At 64.9% G+C, this 21,768-nt stretch carries 20 protein-coding genes; 17 read left to right on the forward strand and 3 right to left on the reverse strand.

Annotation, left to right across the window (positions count from 1 at the left end; all coding sequences use genetic code 11):
* Window positions 1-117: 117 nt before the first annotated feature.
* Entirely contained in the window at window positions 118-543 is a 426-nt protein-coding gene (locus O3300_RS16690; RefSeq protein ID WP_251350919.1) for a divergent PAP2 family protein, read from the reverse strand.
* Window positions 544-778: 235 nt separating this feature from the next.
* On the opposite strand from O3300_RS16690, the gene O3300_RS16695 reads away from it, so the two are divergent.
* The 11 genes from O3300_RS16695 to O3300_RS16745 all read left to right on the forward strand — a co-directional run bounded on the left by O3300_RS16695 (window position 779) and on the right by O3300_RS16745 (window position 11,558).
* A complete protein-coding gene (locus tag O3300_RS16695) occupies window positions 779-1,861 on the forward strand; it encodes a DUF475 domain-containing protein (RefSeq protein ID WP_251350920.1) in 1,083 nt (360 codons plus the stop codon).
* Between the two features lie 225 nt (window positions 1,862-2,086).
* Window positions 2,087-2,662, forward strand: coding sequence for a TerD family protein (locus tag O3300_RS16700; protein WP_086146096.1), 576 nt, complete (start codon window positions 2,087-2,089; stop codon window positions 2,660-2,662).
* Between the two features lie 131 nt (window positions 2,663-2,793).
* The gene (locus tag O3300_RS16705; protein WP_070224704.1) at window positions 2,794-3,510 is read left to right on the forward strand and encodes a TIGR00266 family protein; all 717 of its coding nucleotides are present in this window, start codon (window positions 2,794-2,796) and stop codon (window positions 3,508-3,510) included.
* Between the two features lie 244 nt (window positions 3,511-3,754).
* A complete protein-coding gene (locus O3300_RS16710; protein WP_305053562.1) occupies window positions 3,755-4,792 on the forward strand; it encodes an ATP-grasp domain-containing protein in 1,038 nt (345 codons plus the stop codon).
* Complete coding sequence (locus O3300_RS16715; protein ID WP_305053563.1) at window positions 4,789-5,946, forward strand: phosphoribosyltransferase domain-containing protein; 1,158 nt, start codon at window positions 4,789-4,791, stop codon at window positions 5,944-5,946. The genes O3300_RS16710 and O3300_RS16715 overlap by 4 nt, the downstream gene beginning before the upstream one ends.
* Window positions 5,924-6,676 (forward strand): HAD family hydrolase, encoded by a 753-nt coding sequence (locus O3300_RS16720; RefSeq protein WP_289918897.1) that lies wholly within the window; start codon window positions 5,924-5,926, stop codon window positions 6,674-6,676. The genes O3300_RS16715 and O3300_RS16720 overlap by 23 nt, the downstream gene beginning before the upstream one ends.
* Window positions 6,673-7,773, forward strand: a complete 1,101-nt coding sequence (locus tag O3300_RS16725; protein ID WP_305053564.1) for a cysteine protease StiP family protein — start codon at window positions 6,673-6,675, stop codon at window positions 7,771-7,773. The genes O3300_RS16720 and O3300_RS16725 overlap by 4 nt, the downstream gene beginning before the upstream one ends.
* The gene (locus O3300_RS16730; RefSeq protein WP_305053565.1) at window positions 7,766-8,752 is read left to right on the forward strand and encodes an HpcH/HpaI aldolase/citrate lyase family protein; all 987 of its coding nucleotides are present in this window, start codon (window positions 7,766-7,768) and stop codon (window positions 8,750-8,752) included. Before O3300_RS16725 ends, O3300_RS16730 begins: the two co-directional genes overlap by 8 nt.
* Entirely contained in the window at window positions 8,749-9,987 is a 1,239-nt protein-coding gene (locus O3300_RS16735) for a TerD family protein (protein WP_305053566.1), read from the forward strand. Before O3300_RS16730 ends, O3300_RS16735 begins: the two co-directional genes overlap by 4 nt.
* 33 nt (window positions 9,988-10,020) lie before the next feature.
* Window positions 10,021-10,395 carry a hypothetical protein gene (locus O3300_RS16740; protein ID WP_046682297.1) on the forward strand — a complete coding sequence of 125 codons (375 nt, stop codon included), beginning with the start codon at window positions 10,021-10,023 and terminating at the stop codon, window positions 10,393-10,395.
* Between the two features lie 209 nt (window positions 10,396-10,604).
* Window positions 10,605-11,558: a hypothetical protein gene (locus O3300_RS16745; protein WP_305053567.1), complete on the forward strand. Its 954-nt coding sequence runs from the start codon at window positions 10,605-10,607 to the stop codon at window positions 11,556-11,558.
* 123 nt (window positions 11,559-11,681) lie between these two features.
* On the opposite strand, the gene O3300_RS16750 is transcribed toward O3300_RS16745, so the two are convergent.
* Window positions 11,682-14,129 (reverse strand): hypothetical protein, encoded by a 2,448-nt coding sequence (locus tag O3300_RS16750; RefSeq protein WP_305053568.1) that lies wholly within the window; start codon window positions 14,127-14,129, stop codon window positions 11,682-11,684.
* Between the two features lie 232 nt (window positions 14,130-14,361).
* Window positions 14,362-15,375 carry a serine/threonine protein kinase gene (locus O3300_RS16755; RefSeq protein WP_305053569.1) on the reverse strand — a complete coding sequence of 338 codons (1,014 nt, stop codon included), beginning with the start codon at window positions 15,373-15,375 and terminating at the stop codon, window positions 14,362-14,364.
* Window positions 15,376-15,479: 104 nt separating this feature from the next.
* Between O3300_RS16755 and O3300_RS16760 the strand changes: the two genes are divergently transcribed.
* From O3300_RS16760 to O3300_RS16785, 6 genes are all read left to right on the forward strand, one after another.
* Window positions 15,480-16,178 carry a UPF0149 family protein gene (locus O3300_RS16760; RefSeq protein ID WP_034785080.1) on the forward strand — a complete coding sequence of 233 codons (699 nt, stop codon included), beginning with the start codon at window positions 15,480-15,482 and terminating at the stop codon, window positions 16,176-16,178.
* 78 nt (window positions 16,179-16,256) lie between these two features.
* On the forward strand, window positions 16,257-17,177 hold the full coding sequence (locus O3300_RS16765; protein ID WP_305053570.1) for a LysR family transcriptional regulator: 921 nt from the start codon (window positions 16,257-16,259) through the stop codon (window positions 17,175-17,177).
* A 102-nt stretch (window positions 17,178-17,279) separates the two neighbouring features.
* Window positions 17,280-18,803 carry an MFS transporter gene (locus tag O3300_RS16770; RefSeq protein ID WP_305053571.1) on the forward strand — a complete coding sequence of 508 codons (1,524 nt, stop codon included), beginning with the start codon at window positions 17,280-17,282 and terminating at the stop codon, window positions 18,801-18,803.
* A gap of 27 nt (window positions 18,804-18,830) precedes the next feature.
* Complete coding sequence (locus O3300_RS16775; RefSeq protein WP_305053572.1) at window positions 18,831-19,901, forward strand: HlyD family secretion protein; 1,071 nt, start codon at window positions 18,831-18,833, stop codon at window positions 19,899-19,901.
* Window positions 19,898-21,337: an efflux transporter outer membrane subunit gene (locus O3300_RS16780; protein WP_305053573.1), complete on the forward strand. Its 1,440-nt coding sequence runs from the start codon at window positions 19,898-19,900 to the stop codon at window positions 21,335-21,337. The genes O3300_RS16775 and O3300_RS16780 overlap by 4 nt, the downstream gene beginning before the upstream one ends.
* A complete protein-coding gene (locus O3300_RS16785) occupies window positions 21,334-21,768 on the forward strand; it encodes a hypothetical protein (protein ID WP_305053574.1) in 435 nt (144 codons plus the stop codon). Before O3300_RS16780 ends, O3300_RS16785 begins: the two co-directional genes overlap by 4 nt.

A 21,768-nucleotide genomic window follows, 5' to 3' on the forward strand; every position in this document is an offset into this window, starting at 1 on the left:
GCATGTCAATCGGCGGTTTCCTGTAATGCTTTAATCAATGGATGAAACGTAGTTTTTACGCCCTGAAACGCAAAACCCCGCCTTGAAGCGGGGTTTTGCGTTTCAGGGGAAGCGAACTTAGCGGCCGAAAACGGTGTTGATCAGGAAACCGATGGCCACGCCCGTGCACAGGCCGCCGGCGATTTCCACCAGGGTATGGCCCATGCGCTCGCGCAACCAGGTATGCGCGGGGCTGGTCGCTTCCTTGGCCAGGCGGTTGATGGCGGCCGCCTGCTTGCCCACGTGCTGGCGCAGGCTGTTGGCGTCGATGATGACGATGAAGGCCAGGGTCACTGCCACGCCGAAGGCGGGATGGCCGATGCCTTCGCGCAAGGCGATCAGGGTCGCCATGCTGGACACGACGGCACTATGGTTGCTGGGAAAGCCGCCATTGCCGACCAGGCCGAACGCCCATTGCCGCGTGCGGACACTGTTGATCAGGAATTTGATCGGTCCGACCAGGATCCAGGTGATCAGGGGCGTGACGAGGTAAGCGATATCCACGGGGTATTCCTTCTTATATATGTATAGGGTGTGTCAGGGGAGACAGGCGCGCCGCAATTATCGCAGAACATCCGCGCCAGCAGAACTGTCTGTCGTCAGCCTATAAAACGCCGTCCCCGGCGGCAACTAATATAAAATCATGGCATATACAACAATTGACGTATATCAACACTCAGTGCGGCGCACACAGCGGCGCGGATAATCAAACGTCTTTCATACTTGCAACGGGGTACTCATGCGGCATTTCAGAATTTCCTTTTTAGTCACTTTTATCCTGATGGCTGTGTCAGGCTGGTGGGGTTACAGCCATGGCGGCATGCCGGGCCTGATCCAGGCGCTGTGGATCACGGGCGTGCTGGGCATCATGGAAGTGTCGCTGTCGTTCGACAATGCGGTGGTGAATGCCTCGGTCTTGCGTCACTGGAATGAATTCTGGCAAAAACTGTTCTTGACGGTAGGTATCCTCGTGGCCGTCTTCGGTATGCGGCTGCTGTTTCCATTGGTCATCGTTTCCGTCGCCACGGGCCTGGGCCTCGTCGACGTATGGACCATGGCCACCACGACGCCCGATGTGTACGCCAAGCACCTGACGGACAACCATGCGCAAGTGGCAGCCTTCGGCGGCGCCTTCCTGCTGCTGGTGTTCCTGAACTTCCTGTTCGACGACGAGAAGGAATTGCACTGGCTGGGCTGGGCCGAGGAAAAAGTCAACGCGCTGGGCACGGAAAGCCTGGCCGTGCTGATCACCATGGGTGCCGTGGCTGCCTGCGTGGCCATGGGCCCCGTGGAACAAAAATACAGCGTGCTCGCGTCGGGCATCGTCGGCATCGCCGTCTACATCGGCGTGAACTGGATCAGCGGCTTGCTGGAAGAAGGCGAACCGGACTTGCAGGATGACGCAGAAGAAAACGCCGCGCCGGCCAGGAACGGCAATGGCGACCTGGTAAAAACCGTGGCGCGCGGCAGCATCGGCGGCTTCCTGTACCTGGAAGTGCTGGACGCCTCGTTCAGCTTTGACGGCGTGATCGGCGCGTTCGCCATCACCAACGACGTCGTCATCATCATGCTGGGCCTGGCCATCGGCGCCATGTTCGTGCGCTCGATGACGGTATACCTGGTGCACAAGGGCACGCTGGACGAATTCGTCTACCTGGAGCACGGCGCCCACTATGCGATCGGCATCCTTGCCTTGATCATGCTGGCGTCCGTCAAGTACCATATTCCGGAGTGGTTCACGGGCCTGTCGGGCGTGGCCTTCATCCTGGTCTCGCTGTGGTCATCCTTGCGTTATCGCAAACGGCACGCGGCACAAGCTTGAAATCGGGGGTTCCGCCCCCATTTGAGGAAGTAATGGCACGAGCGCCTTGCGCTCATCCCATGAAGGCATGTTTAACAACGCCTGACAAAACCGTAGCGAGTGGAAGGAAGTTGTGGCAGAGAAGCGCAACTGTACGAAGGTACAGTGAGCATCGCAGGCCGCAAATTACGACGCGCAGTAGGTTTTGATTGGCGTTTTGAGTTAATTACTGAAAAGGAGCACCACATGGCAATCAGTTTGCAAAAAGGCGGCAACGTCAACCTGAGCAAGGAAGCACCGAACCTGAAGAAGATCATCGTCGGCCTCGGCTGGGATCCTCGTTCGACGGACGGCGCCACCTTCGACCTTGACGGTAGCGCTTTCCTCCTGAAAAGCGACGGCAAAGTCCGTGGCGACTCTGACTTCATTTTCTACAACAACCTGAAGTCGACCGACGGCTCCGTCGTCCACACGGGTGACAACACCACGGGCGAAGGCGAAGGCGACGATGAGCGCATCGAAATCGACCTGACCCGCGTGCCAAACGACATCGACCGCATCAGCATCACCGTCACCATTCACGATGCCGACGCGCGCCGCCAGAACTTCGGCATGGTTTCGAAAGCCTTCATCCGCTGCCTGAACGCGGAAGGCGAAAAAGAAATCGCCCGCTACGACCTGTCCGAAGACAGCTCGACGGAAACGGCGATGATCTTTGGCGAAATCTACCGCTACAACGGCGAATGGAAGTTCAAGGCTATCGGCCAGGGCTTCAACGGCGGCCTGGGCCCACTGGCCCGTTCGTTCGGCGTCAATGCCTAACATTCACGCTCGTTAAACCTGCTGGCCGCTCATTGAGCGTGCCCGCTACGGTTTTCCGGGGTGAATTGTATAAATGTCATATCATCACTGCCGCCTGCACAGTTCAGGCGGCTTTTTTTTGGAGATTTATCATGCCAGTATTTAGTGTCACGGGCGACGTCGATCCTTTCCTCCACGTCAGCATGAAACAGGGAGAAACCATCTATTGCGAATCCGATGCGATGGTGATGATGGAAACGGCGCTGGACTTGAAAGGCAAGATGACGGGCGGCCTGGGCAGCGCCATCATGCGCCGCTTCGCCAACGGCGAATCGTTCTTCCAGCAACACATCGAAGCGGTGCGCGGCAGCGGCGACTGCCTGCTCTCGCCCACCCTGCCGGGCGCCATCGAAGTGGTCGACGTGGGCGCGCGCCAGTACCTGCTCAACGACGGCGCCTTTGTCGCCGCCACCTCGGGCACGGAAATGAAGGTGCGCACGCAAAGCATCGGCAACGCCTTGTTCGCCCAGTCGGGCGGCTTCTTCGTCATGGAGACGGCCGGCACGGGACAAGTGGTGGTGTCGGGCTTCGGCTCCATGTTCCAGCTCGATGTCGAGCCGGGCAAGGATGTCGTGATCGACAATTCCCACGTCGTGTGCTGGGACAATAGCCTGAAATACGAAATTTCCGTGACCACGGGCGGCGGTTCGGGCGGCGGCGGCATCGGCGGCTTCCTCGGCAATATCGTCAACAGCGTGACCAGCGGCGAAGGCATCGTGCTGCGCTTTTCCGGCTCGGGCAAGGTGTTCATCTGCTCGCGCAACCGCGACGCCTTCCTGAAGTGGACGGCCAGCGGCAAGGCTGGCTAGAGGCACCTGACCAAACCTACTACGCGTCGGCATAGGCGGCCTGCGATGCTCACCGTACTTTAGTACGGTTGCGCTTCTCGGCCACCTCTTCCTTCCGCTCGCTACGGTTTTGTCAGGCGCTGTTAGTTTGTTGCTCAACGTTGTAGTTCAAAAAAATTCTAAGGCCAGGTTAAGTCTGGCTAGCTAGAATCCCCGCGCGCGCACCTGCGCGCGGCTTCCCCCTATTTCCACCCGGTCCCCGTACATGCAAAGAGTCTGGTTCAACAAAACATTTTCCTCCGTCGGCACGGCCATGCGCCTGATCCGCGAGGCCGATATGGCCGCGACAAACGGTGCGCCCCGCTATCACCTCGTGTGCAGCAATACGAACGCGCACGCGGCCGCCTTCCTGGCGGCCCACGAATACGCGGTCGAACCGTCCGGCCTCACGGGTCTCGATTATGTCGAGTGGTGCCTGGAATTTTGCCGCGACCGGGGCATCACGATTTTCTGGCCCGGCAAGGAAGCTGGCCTGATCGGCAGCGCCAGCGCGCGCTTCGCCGCCATCGGCACGCGCGTGCTCAGCGTGGCCAGCGAAGAGACGCTGGCCCTGATGCATGACAAGGCGCGCTTCTGCGACGGCCTCGATCTGCCCATGGCGCGCCCGGCCGACTACCGCGCCGTCACAAACATCGCCGAATACGACGCCGCCTGCGCCGAACTGCGCCCGCTGCATCGCAAGCTGTGCATCAAGCCGTCCGAATCCGTGTATGCCCTGGGCTTTGCCATTCTCGATGAAGAGCGCACCAGCGCCCAGCTGTTGCTGGCCGGCGCCGCCTACCAGATCAATGCGCAAGAGCTGCGCAACGGCCTGGCGCAGATGGAAACGTTCAAGACCCTGCTGCTGATGGAATACCTCGATGGCCACGAATACAGCGCCGACTGCGTCGCCGACCAGGGCAAGCTCATTTGCGCCGTGCCGCGCAAGAAGCTGCACGGGGGCGGCAGCGGCCAGCTGATCGAGCTGCGCGCCGACTTGCTGGCGGCCTGCGACAAACTGGCGCGCGACTACCGCCTGAATGGCGTCTTCAACATCCAGTTCCGCGAAGGCGCGAATGGCCTGGCCTTGTTGGAGATCAACCCGCGCATGTCGGGCGGCATCGGCATGGCGTGCGCGGCCGGTCCCAACCTGCCCTACCTGGCGCTGGCCGGTTTCGACCAGGGCTTTGACAAGCTCACCGTGCCCGCCATCCAGGAAGGCATGCGCGTGGGCGAAGCCGCCTACGCCGTGGAGCTGCCATGAACCTCGTCAAGCAGCAGATGCCCACGGGCGAACTGACCTTGAAAGTGGACGAGGCGCGCTTTCCGCTGGATTGGCTGATCGGCTTTGCCGCGCGCGCCAACGCCAAGCGGGGCTTTTTGTTCCTGTCCAAGGTGCTGGGCAAGCACTGGCCCGTCACGCCGCGCGCCATGGAAGCCATCCACGACGACCTGGCCGCGCAGATTCCCCCCAGCCTGCCCGGTCCCGTGGTCTTCATCGCCATGGCGGAAACGGCCGTCGGCCTGGGCCAGGGCGTGTTCGAGGCGTGGCTGCGCGCGAACCCGAATGGCAAGGCCCTGTTCTTGCACAGCTCGCGCTACCGCGTGGGCAGCGTGCCCTTCTTCGAATTCGAGGAATCGCACAGCCACGCGCCGCGCCAGTTCCTGCATTTGTCGGACGCGGCAAGCGCCCTGTTTTCCACGGCGCGCAGCCTGGTGCTGATCGACGATGAAGCGTCGACCGGCAACACCTTCGCCAACCTGGTGCAAGTGTGCCGCGCGCGCTATCCGCAGCTGGAAAAACTGCACCTGGGCGTGATCACCAATTTCATGGGCCAGGCAGCCAACGCGGGCTTGAGTGAGCGTTTCGGCCTGCCCACCAGCATCGGCGCGGCGCTCTTCGGCCACTACGCCTTCCAGGCCGGCGATGCGCCGGCCCCCGTGGCGGCCAGCGCGCAGCGCTTCGAGGCGAATGCGGAACGGGGCGCCAGCCCCGCGTTCGGCCGCATCGGCGTGGGCCGCGCCTTGAATCCGCCGCAAGGCCTGGCGGTGCAGCTGGCGCAGGAAATCGGCGCCGGCGACTCCGTGCTGGTGCTGGGCACGGGCGAATTCATGCATCCATCGTTCCTGCTCGCGCGCGAATTGGAAAGCCTGGGCAAGAACGTGGTGGTGCAATCGACCACGCGCTCCCCCATCCTGTCGTGGGGTTCCGTCGGCCACATCGTCCGCTGCGACGACAATTACGGCGAAGGCATCGCCAATTATCTGTACAACGTGGCGCCTGGCCAGTACCAGCACGTTTTTATCTGCCATGAAACCCCGGCCAGCCCGGCCCTCATGCAACTCGCCGGCCAGTTGAATGGCCGCCTGTTCCACTTTCAGTCAGAGACCAAAATTGAAGAAATTCCTGTTTGTTGATCTGGACGACACACTGTTCCAGACCCCGAAAAAATGCGTCGGCGAGACCGACCTGCAGCCAGCCGCCTATCTGAAAAATGGCGACGCCTGCTCGTTTACGACGGCGCGTCAGCGCGCCTTCTTTGACTTTGCGCAAAGCGGCATGACCCTGATTCCCGCCACGGCGAGAAATGGCGACGCCTTCCGCCGCGTCGACCTGCCGTTTACCAGCTACAGCGTGCTCGATTACGGCGGCATCGTGCTGCAGCCGGGCGGCGCGCTTGACGCGGGCTGGCTGTCCCTGATGCAGGACGACATGCAGACGGCCTTGCCCGGCCTGCGGGACGCCATGCGCATCATCGACGATTTCCAGGCCAAAACGGGCATGCCCTCGCGCGCGCGCCTGATCGAGGACTACAACACGCCGTTCTACATCGTCGTCAAGGACCATGAAGCGCGCGGCGAGCGCCTGGCCGACATCGAAGAGCAGGTGCTGCAGCAATGGATCGCCACGGAAGGCAGCGACTACTTCATCCACCGCAACGGCAACAACCTGGCCGTGCTGCCGAAGACCTTGAACAAGGCGCGCGCCGTGGCCTACCTGCGCGCGGAACTGGAAGCCGAACACGGCCCCATCGTCAGCTTCGGCATGGGCGACAGCCGTTCGGACGCCCGCTTCATGGCCGCCTGCGACTACGCCATCATCCCCAACGGCACCCAGCTGGCGGCACTTACGGTGGCGGCGCTATGACCAGGCAGCATTTCAGCGGCAGCTACCGGCAGGAAGACGTGGAATTTTTGCTCACGCCGATGGCGCTCGAACCCATCCTCGACCTGGCCGAAAAGGAGCGGCTGATCCAGTCGGGCCAGCGCCACTACAGCGAAATGCTGTCGCCGGAATCCCTGCCCTCGCCCGCCTACCTGGCCCTGTTCCAGAGCGCGTTCGCGGCCAACCGCCTGCAGATGGCGCGCGACTGCCTGCGCCTGGCGGCCCTGATCGCGGCGCGCCGCACGGGGCCCGTCACGCTGGTGTCGCTGGCGCGCGCCGGCACGCCCGTGGGCGTCATCCTGGGCCATTTGCTGCGCCAGGTGTTCCAGCGCGAGTGCCAGCATTATTCCGTCTCCATCATCCGCGACCGCGGCATCGATGCGAAAGCCTTGCAGCACATCCTGGCGCAGGGCCACAGTGACGCCTCCCTCGTCTTCGTCGACGGCTGGACGGGCAAGGGCGTGATTTCGCGCGAACTGCGCCAGACGGTCAACGATTTCAACGCGGCGCATGGCACGGCCATCGACGGCGGCCTGTTCGTGCTGTCCGACCTGGCCGGCACGGCCGCCTGCGCCGCCTCGGCCAGCGACTACCTGATCCCGTCGAGCATTTTGAATGCCACCGTCTCGGGCCTGGTCAGCCGCTCCGTGTTGAATGAAGCCATCGGCCCGGACGACTTCCACGGCTGCGTGTACTACGCACAGTTCGAACAGCACGACCAGTCGCGCGCCTTCGCCGACGGCCTCGTGGCCGACGCCATGGCGATTGCCGCCAGCAGTGGCATCCCGCTGGCCGAAGCGAGCGATGCGCCAGCCATGGCGGCCCGCTCGCAAGCCTACATGGCCGCGGCGCAGCAAGAGTACGGCATCAGCGACATCAACCTGATCAAGCCAGGCATCGGCGAAGCGACCCGCGTGCTGCTGCGCCGCGTGCCCGAGCGCCTGATCGTGCGCGACACGAATGCGCCGGACGTGGCACATTTGCTGCTTCTGGCGCAGGAAAAAGCCATACCCGTCACAGTAGAACCGGCGCTGCCTTACCAGGCGGTCGCCCTTATCAGGAGCGCAGTCGATGGATAACAACTCCCTACACCCGCAAAGCGAACACAAGGCGGCGCTGGGCGCCTCCATGTATGTGCCGACCACGCACAAGGACTTGCTGGCGATCGCCAATGGCGACAAATTCAGCCATTTGCGTTCGGTCATACTTTGCACCGAAGACGCCATCGCGGAACGCGACCTCAGTTACGCGCTGTTCAATTTGTCGCTGGCGCTGCAAAACATGGGCACCGAATCGGATACCTTGCGCTTCGTGCGCGTGCGTAATCTCGAAGTGCTGGCGCGCGTACTGTCCATGCCCGGCGCCGACAAATTGAGCGGCTTCGTGCTGCCGAAATCCACGCGCCACAACTTCGCCGCGTATTTCGAGCTGGTGCGCCACACGCACCATTTGCTGATGCCGACCCTGGAAACGGCGGAAGTGTTCGACGACGAGGAAATGAAGCAGTTCCGCATCGTCCTGTCGGCGCCGGAAGTGCGCCGCCGCATCCTGGCCCTGCGCATCGGCGGCAACGATCTGCTGGCCCTGCTGGGCTTGCGCCGCCCTACCAGCGGCACCATCTATTCAACCCCGCTGGGACAGGTCATCGGCCGCCTGGTGACCATCTTCAAGCCGCACGGCTTCCAGCTGACGGCGCCCGTCTTCGAGCACCTGTCGCAAGGCAGCTGGCTGGACGCCGAAGTGGCGCAGGACATGGCGCACGGCATGATCGCCAAGACGGCCATCCACCCGGACCAGGTGCCGCAAATCGAACGCCATTACCAGGTGGCGCAGTCGGACATCGAACTGGCGCTGCGCATCATCGATCCGGACAGCCCGGCCGTGTTCCGCATGCAGGAATCGATGTGCGAAGTGGCCACGCACAGCAGCTGGGCGCAACGCATCATCGAGCAGGCGCGCCTGTTCGGCATCCGCCACGCGGCCGACACGGCGCCGGCGCACGCACCGACTACCTCATTGACTCAACTCTCAAGCGACGAAGGGATTGCACGACCATGACCAATTTCACACGCGGACAAAAAGGCAAACTGGCTGACCTGGGCTTGAATGGCCCGTTTGCCGTCACGCTCGATATCGTATCGGGTTCGATGGAAGTGGACGTCAGCTGCTTCGGCGTCGATGCGGCCGGCAAGCTGTCGGACGACCGCTACATGGTGTTCTTCAACCAGAAAAGCGCGCCGGACAACGCCATCACGGTGGACTTGAACGGCCCCCGCTCCACCTTCCAGGTGGACCTTTCCCGCCTGCCCGCCTCGATCGACAAGCTGGTCTTCACGGCGGCGACGGAACAGGGCAGCATGCGCGCGCTGGGCAATTCCAGCATGGCGCTGGGCCAGGCGGCCACGTTTGCCTTCACGGGCAATGACTTCCAGGACGAGAAAGCCGTCATCATCGGCGAGCTGTATCGCCGCGACGGCAGCTGGCGCTTCGGCGCCGTGGGCCAGGGTTTCGCGGGCGGCCTGGCGGCGCTGCTGAAACACTTCGGCGGCAGCGAGGCGGCGCAATCGTCCCCGGCGCCGGTTCCCGTGCCTGCGCCAGCGGCCCCGCCGGCGGCGAATAAAATCTCGCTGTCGAAGATCCGCCTGGAAAAGCGCGGCGACAAGATTTCGCTCGACAAGCGCGACAGCGGCGGCTATGGCCGCATCCGCGTCAACCTGAACTGGAACCAGAACGCGTCGCAAGGCCAGGCGCCCGCCTCGAAGCTGGACACGGGCTTCCTCGGCAAGCTGTTCAACAAGCCGGCCGGCCGTGCGGGCGGCATCGACCTCGATATCGGCTGTCTGTTCGAAATGAGCAACGGCGCCAAGAGCGCCGTGCAGGCGCTGGGCAACAGCTGGGGCGCATATGACCGTCCGCCGTACATCCACCTGGAAGGCGACGACCGCACGGGCAGCGTCAGCAGCGGCGAAAACATCTTCATCAACGGCACCCATTTCGACCAGATCAAGCGCGTGCTCGTGTACGCGTTCATCTACGAAGGCGTGCCGAACTGGGCCGCCACGGATGGCGTCGTGACGATCGAAATTCCCGGCCAGCCAACCGTGGAAGTGCGCCTCGACAGCGACAGCCAGCACGCCATGTGCGCCATCGCCATGCTGGAAAACCACGGCGGCAACCTGCAGGTGACAAAATTGGTGGAATACTTCGGCGGCCAAGGTAAAATCACGGCGCACCAGGCGATGGACGAGCGCTACAACTTTGGTCTCAACTGGAAAGCCGGACGGAAAGATTAATTCTTTCTCCAATTAAACAATTCACCTCCCAACATGACCCCAACGACCAAAAAAGTCACCTTCGCCTTCGCCATCTTCCTCGTGGCCGGCTTCCTGCTGCTGGCAGCCTACACGTGGATGGCCCTCAGCTTCTCGTACTCGGAAGGCGAACGGGCGGGCTACCTGCAAAAGTTCTCCAAGCGGGGCTGGATCTGCAAGACATGGGAAGGTGAATTGCTGCTGACGGCGCTGCCGGGCACCATCCCGGAAAAATTCCAGTTCAGCGTGCGCGATGAAGAAGTGGCGAAGCAATTGACGGCGGCCGCCGGCAAGCGCATCCTCGTCACCTACAGCCAGCACAAGGGCGTGCCCACGCAATGCTTCGGCGAGACGGAATATTTTGCCGATAAAGTCGTATTGAGCCAGTAATAAGACAGCAATACGCCCGCAAGTCCAGCAATCCCGCGCCGGCCAGCCCTTCCAGGCCGGCGCCTCACACATTCTCACTTTCTTGTACACTTGTGACGAGTTCTGGCTGAACAGTTTACAAATGTAGTCAATGTGCAAGATTCTTGTGCCATCGCATGTCGCTCCGCCAGCCGATCGTTAGCGTGTATTCACCCGTCACTGGAAACGTCATGCGCATACCATTCATCGCCCTGGCGCTGCTGGCCGCCTCGCACCCCCTGTCCGCCCGGGCACAGGACTTGTCCGGCATGGCCGGCGCCCTGAAAGTCAGCTCGACCAGTGAGCGCACCTTTGTGGCCGCCGTCAGCTACACGCAGCCGGTGGGCAACTACAATGCCGTCAGCCTGTCCTACATCAACGAGGGCCATCCGCAAGACCATCACCGCGACGGCATGGCAGGCCAGGCCTGGCTGCGCACGAAAAAAGTGGAGCAAGGCCTGATGCTGGGCGCCGGCGTGGGCCGCTACTTCTTCTTCGACACGGCCAGGACCGACGACGGCCTGCATAACTTCGACAATGACCACGGCTGGGGCTCCATCGTCAGCCTGCAGGCACGCTGGCAATTCGACAACCGCTGGTATGCGCAAGCGCAGCTCAACCGCATCAAGCCGGACGGCAAGGACAACACCACGCACCTGCTGCTCGGCGCCGGCTACCGCTATGACGGCGTGCCGGGCGCCAAGCTGCACTTGCAAAACTGGGCGTACGACGACACCTTGACCTTGGCGACGGGCCACACCATCGTCAACAGCCTGCGCTCCGAGTCCTCGCGCCCCTTCACCCTGGAATACCGGCGCGCGGCGGGAAAATACGTGGACTGGACCATCACCGCCCTCGATGAAGGCAACACCGACCTGGCGCACCGGCGCGGCGCGGCCGCCCAGCTGTGGCTGATCCGCTCGCTCAATGAAAAGGTGGAATTCGGCATGGGCGGCGGCCCCTACGTGGCGTGGGACGGGCGCGACAGCCAGGGCCACGGCACGCGCCTGACAGGCTTGCTGTCGGCCGTGGCCCGCTACCACGTCGACCGCCGCTGGGTGGCGCAAGTGGCGTGGAACCGGGTCATCACCGATTATCACCGCGATGCGGATGTGCTACTGGTGGGGGTGGGACGGAAGTTTTGAGGGAGATGCAGACGTAACCCAAACCTGGGACTGGGGTCGGTCGCAGCGCGATTGGAACGCAGTCCATTGGACTGCGTTTCCCCGTTAAGGTCCGACCCCGGGTGTTATCGGGTTTTCAGGCCTTCAACGTGAGCGCCAGACGGCGCCTGCGGATTCATTCGGCTGCGTCAGGCGCTCGATCACTTCGCGCGTCAAGCTGGCCGAGCTGACTTGTTCGGCTTTCGCGCGGGCGGCGCTCAAGGAGCTGGAAAACGCGCTTTGCGGCTGCTCCAGGCTGGCGCGCAGGGCGGCCAGTTCGCGCTCCTGCTGCTGCGCGCGCGCCGTTTCCATCTCCAGCAATTGCTGCTTGGCCTCGGCCATCGCGCGCGTCGTCTCGGCCGCCTTGCGCTGCAGGGCGGCATGGGCCTGGGCGCTGGCCAGCAAGGCTTGCTGTGCGGCAAGCTTCTCGCTGGCGGCCTGCTGCGCAGCCAGTTCCAGCTGCTCGCGCTGGCGCATGGCGTCGAGCGCCTGCTGCTCCATCGCGGCGCGCGCTTCGGCTGCCGCCGTCGCCTGCTTTTCCGCTTCCAGGCGGCCCGCGATGGCTTGCGAGGCGCGCTCTTCGGCGCTGCTGGTCTGGCGCTGCTGCCCCAGTTTTTGCGCGATCAGCGCCAGCGACTCGCGTTCGGCCGCGACGAAATCGCGTTCGGACGCCAGCAGCGCTTCCGCGGCTTGCGCCTTGTCTTCTTCCACGCGGGCGCGCTCGCTGTGCACCTGCCCCAATTCCACTGCCAGGCGCGCCTGCGCCTGCACGGCTTGCGCGGCGGCGGCTTTCTGCTCGCCTTCGACCAGCGCCTGATCCATCAGGATGCGGATCGCGTCGGCTTCCTTCTGCGCCGCTTCCTGCAAGGCCAGTTCGGCCGCATGCTGGCCGCGCAGCAGTTCCGCCTGCGCGCCTTCGGCAGCGATGCGTTCCTGCGCCGCGTTGCACGCCAGCGCTTCCGCTTCCAGTTTCTCTTTCAAGGCGGCGATGGCAGCTTGTTCGGCGGCCAGGCGTTCCTGTTCCGCCTGCAGCAGCTGCCCGGCCTGCAAGGCTTTTTCCTGCGCCAGTTGCGCTGCCTGTTCCTGCGCGGCCAACGTTGCTTTTCCGGCATCGACTTCGGCCTGCTCGGCGTCGTTCTGGCTGGCGGCCAGTTCCGCCGCCTGGCGCGCCAGTTCGGCCCGCTCATGCGCCAGGCTGGCGGCGCGCTGCTGCTCTTCCAGTTCGCGGGCCGCCGCGACGGCAGCTGCCTGCTCGGCCGCTTCGCGTGCCTTGGTCTGTTCCAGTGCGGCCGTTTCCGCCTCCAGCTTGGCGTGGCCGGCGATTTCCGCATCCTGTTCGGCGGTGACGCGGGCCAGCGCCACGGCGCGCAGCTGGCGGTCCACCTCGATGCGCGCCTCGGTGGCGGCCAGGATGCGCACGTCGGCATCGCGGCGCGCCTGCGCGCTGGCCACGGCGACCATTTCCAGGCGCTCGCGGTGGATGGCCGCGTCGCGCAATTCCTTTTCCGTCTGCAGGCGCAAACGCAGGGATTGCGCCGCATGGCGTTCCGATTCCGCCTGCGCCAGGGCGATGGCTTCGCGTTCCTGCTCCAGATGCGCCAGCGCGCGCGCTTCTTCCAGGGCGCGCACTTCGGCGGCGGCGCGGTTGAAGGCCGATTCCAGCGCGATCTGGTCGGCGCGCTCGCGCTGCACCGTCAAGTCCAGCGCTTCGCTTTCCGCCTCGGCCAGCATCTGCGCCGTCTGGCGCGCGCCGTGCGCATGGCGTTCGCGCTCGCGGGCCAGCACGGCGACTCTGGCGTCGGCCGAGGCGATGCCCACCATTTCTTCCTTGGCCGCCTGCACGGCGGCGACGCGCTCGACGGCCTGCAGGCGCGCCTGCTCCGTCTGCACTTGCAATTCCTCGGCGGCGCGGGCGGCCTGTTCGGCCAGTTCCGACTGCACGGCCACTTGCTCGCTGGCGCGCAAGCGGCTTTCCTGTTCGGCGCGCGCACGCTGTTCGGCGGCCAGGCGGATTTCATTGTCCGATTCCACGCGGGCGCGCAGTTCCGCCGTTTCCTGCTTGACGGCTTCCAGGCGGGCCACGCTGGCTTGCGCGGCGGCGCGCATGGTATCGAGACGTTCGCGGTTGGCGGCAATCGCCTCTTCGGCGGCCTGCGCATTTTGCTGCGCGGCGGCGGCAGCGGCGGCGTCGATGGCGGCGCGGTCCTCGGCCAGCGAGCGCACGCGCGCCTCGGCCAGCGCGCGGCTTTCGGCGGCGCAGGTGGCCTTCGCTTCCGCTTCCACGCGGGCAATCGCCTCGTGGATGGCTTTCAATTCCATTTTCTGGCGTTCCGCGGCCGGCGCCTTGGCGTCGGCTTCCGCTGCCGGTTCGGCTGGCGGCTGGGGCGCAGGGAGCTCAGCGGCGACTGGCGCAGCAGGCACGGGCGCCTCGGTCTTGCGCTCCAGGTCCTTGAAATCATGCAGCGAGACCATGCTGTCCTGGTCGAACTCGTCGTCTGCGGAATACGCGACGGTGAGGGAGGCGGCCTGGCGCTGATTTTGCTGTGCTTGCATGATTTCTCGCTTATTCGGGTGAATTCCGTTGCTTATGGGAATTTATTACCACCATTATCGAACAGGCATGCACAAATCAGCGCGGCAAGAAGAGCCTGTTTTACCGCTCTTTTCAGGATTTGCCAGGGATTTAAGCGTCCGAGAAAATGCTCAGGGCAAGGCGCATTGCCGAAGGCAGTACGAATAGTACGCCTAGGCAATGCAACGCCGCCATGGGCGTTTTATCGCGCGCTTAAACAGGCCACAATGGCGCCTCATCCATCAAGGCCACCTGTTCGCGCAACTCGAGGATGCGGTCCTGCCAGTAGCGCTGCGTGTTAAACCACGGGAAGGCGACGGGGAAGGCGGGATCGTCCCAGCGGCGCGCCAGCCAGGCCGAATAATGGATCAGGCGCAGGGTGCGCAGCGCTTCGACCAGGTACAACTGGCGCGGGTCGAAATCGCAAAAATCTTCGTAGCCGGCCAGGATGTCGCTCATCTGGCGCACCATGTCGCCCCGCTCGCCCGACAGCATCATCCACAGGTCCTGGATGGGCGGGCCCATGCGGCTGTCGTCGAAATCGACGAAATGGGGGCCCGCATCCGTCCACAGCACGTTGCCGCCATGACAATCGCCATGCGTGCGCAGCACGGCCACGTCGCCCGCGCGGTCATAGCAGCGCTTGACGCCGTCGAGCGCCTGCTGTGCCACGCTGGAATACGCAGCCAGCAGTTCGGGCGGCAAGAAATTACCTTCCAGCAAGAATTCACGCGGCTCGACGCCGAACGTCTGGTGATCGAGCGCCGGCCGCTCCTTGTAGGTGGACAGCGCGCCGACGGCGTGGATGCGGCCGATGAAGCGCCCTATCCATTCCAGGGTCGCCGGGTCGCCCAGCTCGGGCGCGCGGCCGCCGTGGCGGGGGAAGACGGCAAAGCGGAAGCCATGATACTGGTGCAGGGTGCTGCCGTTGATTTCCAGCGCCGGCACTACCTGGATTTCGCGCTCGACCAGTTCGGACACGAACGCGTGTTCTTCCAGGATGGCCGTATCGCTCCAGCGCGCGGGGCGGTAAAACTTGGCCACCAGGGGCGCGCTGTCTTCGATGCCCACCTGGTAGACGCGGTTTTCATAGCTGTTCAGGGCCAGCAGGCGGCCATCGCCGCGCAGCCCCACGCTGTCGAGGGCGTCGAGCACGCAATCGGGGCTCAGGGCGGAAAAAGGATGGACGGGCCGGTCGTCCTCGTGCGGCTGGTTTTCATTGTGCATAAGCGACATTGTAAGGCGCGCGCGGGCCGCCGGTGCAAACACTTCGGTGATGAAGCGCCGCAAGGCGTATACTGGCGGCTTATATTCAATACAAAGAGCAAGCCATGCAACTCGAACAGCCATTATCAGAAAAAGAATTCGACGAATTAGACCAATTCCTGTTGTCGGAGCGCTGCTCCGAAGACGCGATGACCATGGATATGCTGCACGGCTATCTGACGGCCGTCGCCATCGGCCCGGAACCGATCATGCCGGCCGAATGGTTGCCGCGCGTGTGGGGCGAAGATGCCGAAGATGCGCCGAAATTCAAGAACAGCAAGGAAGAAGAGCGCATCGTCAACCTGATCATGCGCTTCATGAACGAAGTGCTGGTGACGTTTGAAGTGGCGCCGAAGGAGTTCGAAGCCCTGTTCGTCGAACACGACTACGAAGGCCAGACCCTGATCGACGCCGAAGCCTGGTGCTGGGGCTTCTGGGACGGCATGGAACTGCGTCCCGGTTCGTGGAACGAGATCTGGGATTCCGAAGTGGCCGAACTGATGCAGCCTATCTACCTGCTGGGCGCCGACGAAATCAAGGAAGAAGAGCTGAAACTGGTGGAAGACCCGGTCAAGGCGCACAAGCTGGCGCAGGAACTGGAAGCGAACCTGCCGGCCATCCACCGTTTCTGGGTCCCGCGCCGCAAGGCCCCCGTGCAAACCATGAAGCGCGAAGAACCGAAAGTGGGCCGCAACGACGACTGCCCTTGCGGCAGCGGCAAGAAGTTCAAGAAATGCTGCGGCGCCGAGCCGGCAGCCGAGTAATCCTGCAGTAGCATCCCCTGATGCGCCGGCGTCCTGCCGGCGCAGCGCCGACGTTGGCCCCCGGGCTATAATCGCCGCATGAAACTCCCCGACCTGAACCTGCTCGTCGCCCTCGATATCCTGCTCGAGGAAGGCAGCGCCGTGGCTGCCGCGCGGCGCATGAATTTGAGCGCGCCGGCCATGAGCCGCACCCTGGCGCGCATCCGCGACGCCATCGGCGACCCTGTCTTCGTGCGCTCCGGGCGCGGCCTGGCGCCCACCCCGCGCGCGCTGGAATTGCGCGAACAGGTGCGCGGCGTGGTGGAGCAGGCGCACGCCATCTTCACGTCCGGCCGCGAAGTGGACTTGCGCACCCTGGAACGCACCTTCAGCCTGTGCGCCAACGACGTGTTTGTCGGCGCCTACGGCGGCAAGCTGCGCGACCTGCTGGCCAGCCATGCGCCGCACACGGTGCTGCGCTTCGTGCCCGAAGGCGATGGCGCCACGGAAAACGACGCCCTGCACGCGGGCCGCGTCGACCTGTACATCAGCGCGCGGCGCGCCTTTGCGCCCGACATCAAGCTGCAGCAGCTGTTTACCACCGGCTTTGTCGGCATCGCCCGCAGCGACCACCCGATCTTCGACGGCCCCGTCAACCTGGACAGCTTTACCGAGTACGAACATATCAGCGTCTCGCGGCGCGGCCTGTCGCGCGGCCCCTTCGACACGGCCCTGGCCGAGCGGGGCTACATGCGCCGGGTGTCGCTGATCAGCCCCAACTTCCAGTCCGCCATCTTCGCCGTGGCCGATTCGCGCCTGCTGCTGCCGCTGATGCCCACGCCCCTGCTGGCCATCGTCGAGCGCCTGGGCTTGAGGCTGCGCACCTTCCAGCTGCCCATCCCCGTCGACAGCGTGGAAGTCTTCCAGGCCTGGCACCCGCGCCTCGACCACGACCATGCGCACCGCTGGCTGCGCCGCATGATCAAGGAGCTGTGCGGCAGCGCGCTCCCTGGCACCTGAATCATTGCGCCAGACGCAATTCAGACTTCATTAATTATCAATTTTCACAAGATTAACGGCTACCTATACTGCGTGGACTGATTCTCATCCACGGAGTTCCCTGTGTCTGCTGCCCCCCTTCCCGGCGCCGTCCCTGCGGCCGCGCCGCCCGCACCTCCCATCTTCGGCCTGCGTCTGGCCACGGGCCTGGCCGGCGTGCTGCTGGCCGTGCTGGTGTCCGGCCTGAATGAAAACATCACCAAGGTCGCGCTGGCCGACATCCGCGGCGCCATGGGCATCGCGCGCGACGACGCCAGCTGGCTCGTCGCCCTGTATGCGGCCGCCTCGGTGTCGGCCATGGCGTTCGCGCCGTGGTGCTCCGTCACCTTTTCGCTGCGGCGCCTGACGGCCGCCGCCATCCTCGTCTGCATGGCCGCCGGCGTGCTCTGTCCGTTCGCGCCGAACCTGTCCGTATTGATGTTCCTGCGCGTGGTGCAGGGCGCGGCCGGCGGCGCCCTGCCGCCCATGCTGATGACGGTGGCGCTGCGCTTCCTGCCGCCGAACATCAAGCTGTATGGCCTGGGCGGCTATGCGCTGAGCGCCACCTTCGGTCCCAGCCTGGGCACGCCGCTGGCCGCCTTCTGGACGGAATACCTGGGCTGGCAATGGGCGTTCTGGCAAGTCGTCCCGGGCAGCATCGTCGCCCTGCTGATGGTGTCCTGGGGCTTGCCGCAAGACCCGCTGCGCCTGGAACGCTTGCACCAGTTCGACTGGCGCGGCCTGCTGCTGGGCTTACCCGCCATCAGCATGCTGGTGGTGGGCTTGCTGCAGGGCGAGCGCCTGGCGTGGTTCGCCTCGCCGCTGATCTGCGTGCTGCTGGGCGGCGGCCTGTTGCTGCTCGTCTTGTTCTTCATCAACGAATGGTCGCATCCGCTGCCGTTTTTCAAGCTGCAGCTGCTATCGCGACGCAACCTCAGCCACGCCCTGCTGACCCTGGGCGGCGTGCTGTTCGTGCTGCTGGCCGTGATCCTGATTCCCTCGTCCTACCTGGCGCAGGTGCACGCCTACCGCCCGCTGCAAACGGCGCCCGTGATGCTGATGGTGGCGCTGCCGCAATTGATCGCCCTGCCGCTGGTGGCCGCCCTGTGCAATATCCGCGCCGTCGACTGCCGCTGGGTGCTGGCCATCGGCCTGGCCCTGCTGGCCCTGTCCTGCGTGCTCGGCGCGCGCATGTCGCCGGACTGGATCCGCACGCATTTCTACCTGCTGCAAGCGGTGCAGATCTTTGCGCAACCGATGGCCGTGATTCCCTTGCTGCTGCTGGCCACGACGGGCCTGGCGCCGCAGGACGGCCCTTTCGCCTCCGCCTGGTTCAACACCATCAAGGGCATGTCGGCCGTCGTCGCCACCGGCGTGCTCGATGCGCTGATCACGCGCCGCAACCATTTTCATTCGACGGTGCTCAGCGAACGCCTGGGCAACCTGCCGGTCGGCGTGGACGTGGCGGGCCTGGGTGCGCGCATGCATGCGCAAGTCGTCACCCTGACCTCGTCCGACCTGTACCTCACCGTGGCCGCCATCGCGCTGGCCATGATCCTGATCATCCCCATCCTGCCGACGCGCGTCTATCCGCCGCGCTCAGCCTGATTTCCATTTTTACGAAAGAGCTTCACCATGCAAACACCCATACTGCGCTCACGCGCATTTCTTCTCGGCCTGGCCCTGCTGGCCTGCGCCCTCGCCTTTTGCGCCTGGCAACTGCTGTTCGCCCGTGGCGACGAACAAGCCACCGACGACGCCTTTGTCAGCGCCGACTACACCGTGCTTTCCCCCAAGGTGGGCGGCATCGTGCGGGAAGTGCTGGTGGAAGACAACCAGACTGTCAAGGCAGGTCAGCTGCTGGCCCGCATCGACGACCGCGACTACCAGGCCGCCGCCGCCTCGGCCCGCGCCGACGTCGCCGGCGCCGAAGCGCAACTGGCAAATGCCCGCGCCACCTTGCAGCGCCAGCAATCGGTGATCGAGCAAGCCACGACCCTGGTCGACGCCAACCAGGCGGAAGACAAACTGGCGCAGCAGGAGCTGGCCCGCTCGCAGCACCTGGCCGGCCAGGGCGCGGGCAGCGTGCAAAACGCGCAGCAGGCGCAATCGCGCTTCGACGTGAGCCGCGCGCGCCTGGCCCAGAACCGCGCCGCCCTCGTCTCCACCCGCAAGCAGACGGACATTCTGCAGGCGCAGCAAGGCGCGGCCGAAGCGGCCCTGCTGCGCGCCCGCGCCAGCCTGCAACGGGCCGAACTTGATCTGTCGCATACGCAGCTGCGCGCCCCCATCGACGGCATCGTCGGACGCCGCGCCGTGCGCGTCGGCGCCCTGGTGGCGCCCGGCGCCAGCCTGATGGCCGTGGTGCCATTGAACCGCAGCTTCGTCGTCGCCAACCTGCAGGAAACCCAGCTGACCCACGTGCGCCAGGGCCAGCGCGCCAGCATCGCCGTCGATGCCTATCCGGACGTGCTCCTGCGCGGCACGGTGCACAGCATCGCGCCCGCCACGGGCGTGACGTTCGCCGCCATCGCGCCGGAAAACGCCACCGGCAACTTCACCAAGGTGGTGCAGCGCATTCCCGTCAGGATCGCGCTCGATCCCGGCCAGGATGGCGACGCCCGCCTGCGCGTGGGCATGTCGGCCGAAGTGCGCATCGATACGGCCATGCGCCATCCACAGCTGCAACAGGTGAGCGCGCGATGAAAGCACTGATACTCTTCACGGTCCTGGGCCTGGCCGGCTGCGGCAGCGTCGGCAGCGACTTCCAGCGCCCGCGCAACGACTTGGGACAGCAATGGCGCCAGGCGGAAGATGCCCGTTTCGCCGCCAGCCAGGATGGCGCCATCGAGCAGCGCTGGTGGGACAGCTTTGGCGACGCCACCCTGTCTTCCCTGCTGCAGCGCGCCGCCGGCGCCAACCTCGAGGTGCTGGCGGCAGGCAGCCGGCTGGAACAGAGCCGCGCCGCGCGCGGCGTGGCCGGCGCCGCGCAAGGCCCGTCCCTGGGCGCGAATGGCAGCTATGGCCGTGCGCGCAACAGCGAACAAGGCTTGAGCGACCCGTCGCGCCACAACGGCAAGTCCGCCTACAGCCTGTGGCAAGGCAATCTCGATGCGGCCTGGGAGCTGGACTTGTGGGGCCGCGTGCGGCGCGAAGTGGAAGCGGCCGACGCGCGCGTCGACATGGCCATGGAAACGCAGCGCGGCGTGCTGCTGGCCGTGCTGGCCGAAACGGCGCGCGACTACATCGAGTTGCGCGGCGCGCAGCAGACCCTGGCCATCACGCAGCAACTGCTCGATATCGCCCGCCATACCCTGGACCTGACGCGCATCCGCCTGCGCGAAGGCGCGGCGACGCAACTCGACGAGGCCGAGGCGGCAGCCCACGTGGCCACCATCGAAGCGCGCCTGCCGCCGCTGCAGCAGCGCGAAGCGCGCCTGGGCAATGCCCTCGCCCTCTTGCTGGCGCTGCCGCCGCAAGCCTTGCAGGCGGAACTGGCGGCGGGCAAGGACATTCCGGGCGTGGCCCTGCAAGTGCAGCTGGGCGTGCCGAGCAGCCTGGCCGAGCGGCGTCCCGACATCCGCCGCGCCGAAGCGCAGCTGCACGCGGCCACGGCCGCCATCGGCGTCGCGCAAGGCGACTTTTATCCGCGCATCACCTTGTCGGGCAGCATCGGCCTGCAGGCGATGCAGCTGTCCGACATCGGCTGGGACGCCAAGCGCTTCGCCTTCGGCCCCGGTTTCAGCGTGCCCCTGTTCGATGGCGGCCGCCTGCGCGGCACCCTGCAATTGCGCGAAGCGCAGCAGCAGGAAGCGGCCATCGCCTACCGCCAGACGGTGCTGGCCGCCTGGCACGAGGTGGAAGACGCGCTCTCGGGCTACCAGGCCAACGCCCGCCGCCAGGCCAGCCTCGATGAAGCCGTCAAGCAGGGACGCCGGGCGCTGGGCAGCGCGGAACTGCAGTACCGCCAGGGCGGCACGGACCTCATCAACGTGCTGCATGTGCAAAACACGCTGTTGAACAACGAAGCGGCGCTGGTCGACAGCCGCGCCACCGCTTCGCTGTCGCTGGTCCAGGTCTACAAGGCGCTGGGCGGCGGCTGGCAAGCATTTTCAACCACCTCGCAAGGAAGCACGCCATGAAACCGAATCCCGCACATTTTTCCATCCACGACGTCAGCGACTTTCCCGTCGTGCGCTTTCGCCCTGAAACGGCCGTTACCGGCTATGCCCCGCTGTGGGAAAACGACATGGACGCCCTGCTGCGCCATGGCGTACCGTTCGTCATGCTGTTCGAAGAGGAACGCGGCGATGAAGCGCACATCGACCGCAAGCGGCGCGGCCTGTGGCTCAAGCACAACAAGGCAGAGCTGGCCGCCCTGTGCCGGGGCCTGGTGTCGGTCGAGGCGGACGCGCAACAGCGCGCGCGCCTGCAGGCGATGGCGGCCGGCGCCATGAAGGCCTTCGGCATCCTGCAGGAGGTGGTGGCCACGCGCGAACAGGCCGATGCGCTGATGGTGTGGCTGCTGGGCAGCGGCCAGATGGCGCGGCCGCGCACGGCGGACGTGTGGTGA

Origin of the sequence: Janthinobacterium sp. SUN206 (assembly GCF_030587305.1) — a bacterium.
GTDB classification, from domain to species: domain Bacteria; phylum Pseudomonadota; class Gammaproteobacteria; order Burkholderiales; family Burkholderiaceae_D; genus Janthinobacterium; species Janthinobacterium kumbetense.

Bases quoted from the DNA above. Each gene is read 5' to 3' on its own strand.
- O3300_RS16765 (WP_305053570.1), top strand. From the start codon at position 16,257: ATGAAACTCCCCGACCTGAACCTGCTCGTCGCCCTCGATATCCTGCTC.
- O3300_RS16785 (WP_305053574.1), top strand. From the start codon at position 21,334: ATGAAACCGAATCCCGCACATTTTTCCATCCACGACGTCAGCGACTTT.
- O3300_RS16760 (WP_034785080.1), top strand. From the start codon at position 15,480: ATGCAACTCGAACAGCCATTATCAGAAAAAGAATTCGACGAATTAGAC.
- O3300_RS16705 (WP_070224704.1), top strand. From the start codon at position 2,794: ATGCCAGTATTTAGTGTCACGGGCGACGTCGATCCTTTCCTCCACGTC.
- O3300_RS16710 (WP_305053562.1), top strand. From the start codon at position 3,755: ATGCAAAGAGTCTGGTTCAACAAAACATTTTCCTCCGTCGGCACGGCC.
- O3300_RS16735 (WP_305053566.1), top strand. From the start codon at position 8,749: ATGACCAATTTCACACGCGGACAAAAAGGCAAACTGGCTGACCTGGGC.
- O3300_RS16725 (WP_305053564.1), top strand. From the start codon at position 6,673: ATGACCAGGCAGCATTTCAGCGGCAGCTACCGGCAGGAAGACGTGGAA.
- O3300_RS16755 (WP_305053569.1), bottom strand. From the start codon at position 15,375: ATGCACAATGAAAACCAGCCGCACGAGGACGACCGGCCCGTCCATCCT.
- O3300_RS16700 (WP_086146096.1), top strand. From the start codon at position 2,087: ATGGCAATCAGTTTGCAAAAAGGCGGCAACGTCAACCTGAGCAAGGAA.
- O3300_RS16780 (WP_305053573.1), top strand. From the start codon at position 19,898: ATGAAAGCACTGATACTCTTCACGGTCCTGGGCCTGGCCGGCTGCGGC.
- O3300_RS16715 (WP_305053563.1), top strand. From the start codon at position 4,789: ATGAACCTCGTCAAGCAGCAGATGCCCACGGGCGAACTGACCTTGAAA.
- O3300_RS16775 (WP_305053572.1), top strand. From the start codon at position 18,831: ATGCAAACACCCATACTGCGCTCACGCGCATTTCTTCTCGGCCTGGCC.
- O3300_RS16730 (WP_305053565.1), top strand. From the start codon at position 7,766: ATGGATAACAACTCCCTACACCCGCAAAGCGAACACAAGGCGGCGCTG.
- O3300_RS16750 (WP_305053568.1), bottom strand. From the start codon at position 14,129: ATGCAAGCACAGCAAAATCAGCGCCAGGCCGCCTCCCTCACCGTCGCG.
- O3300_RS16695 (WP_251350920.1), top strand. From the start codon at position 779: ATGCGGCATTTCAGAATTTCCTTTTTAGTCACTTTTATCCTGATGGCT.
- O3300_RS16740 (WP_046682297.1), top strand. From the start codon at position 10,021: ATGACCCCAACGACCAAAAAAGTCACCTTCGCCTTCGCCATCTTCCTC.
- O3300_RS16745 (WP_305053567.1), top strand. From the start codon at position 10,605: ATGCGCATACCATTCATCGCCCTGGCGCTGCTGGCCGCCTCGCACCCC.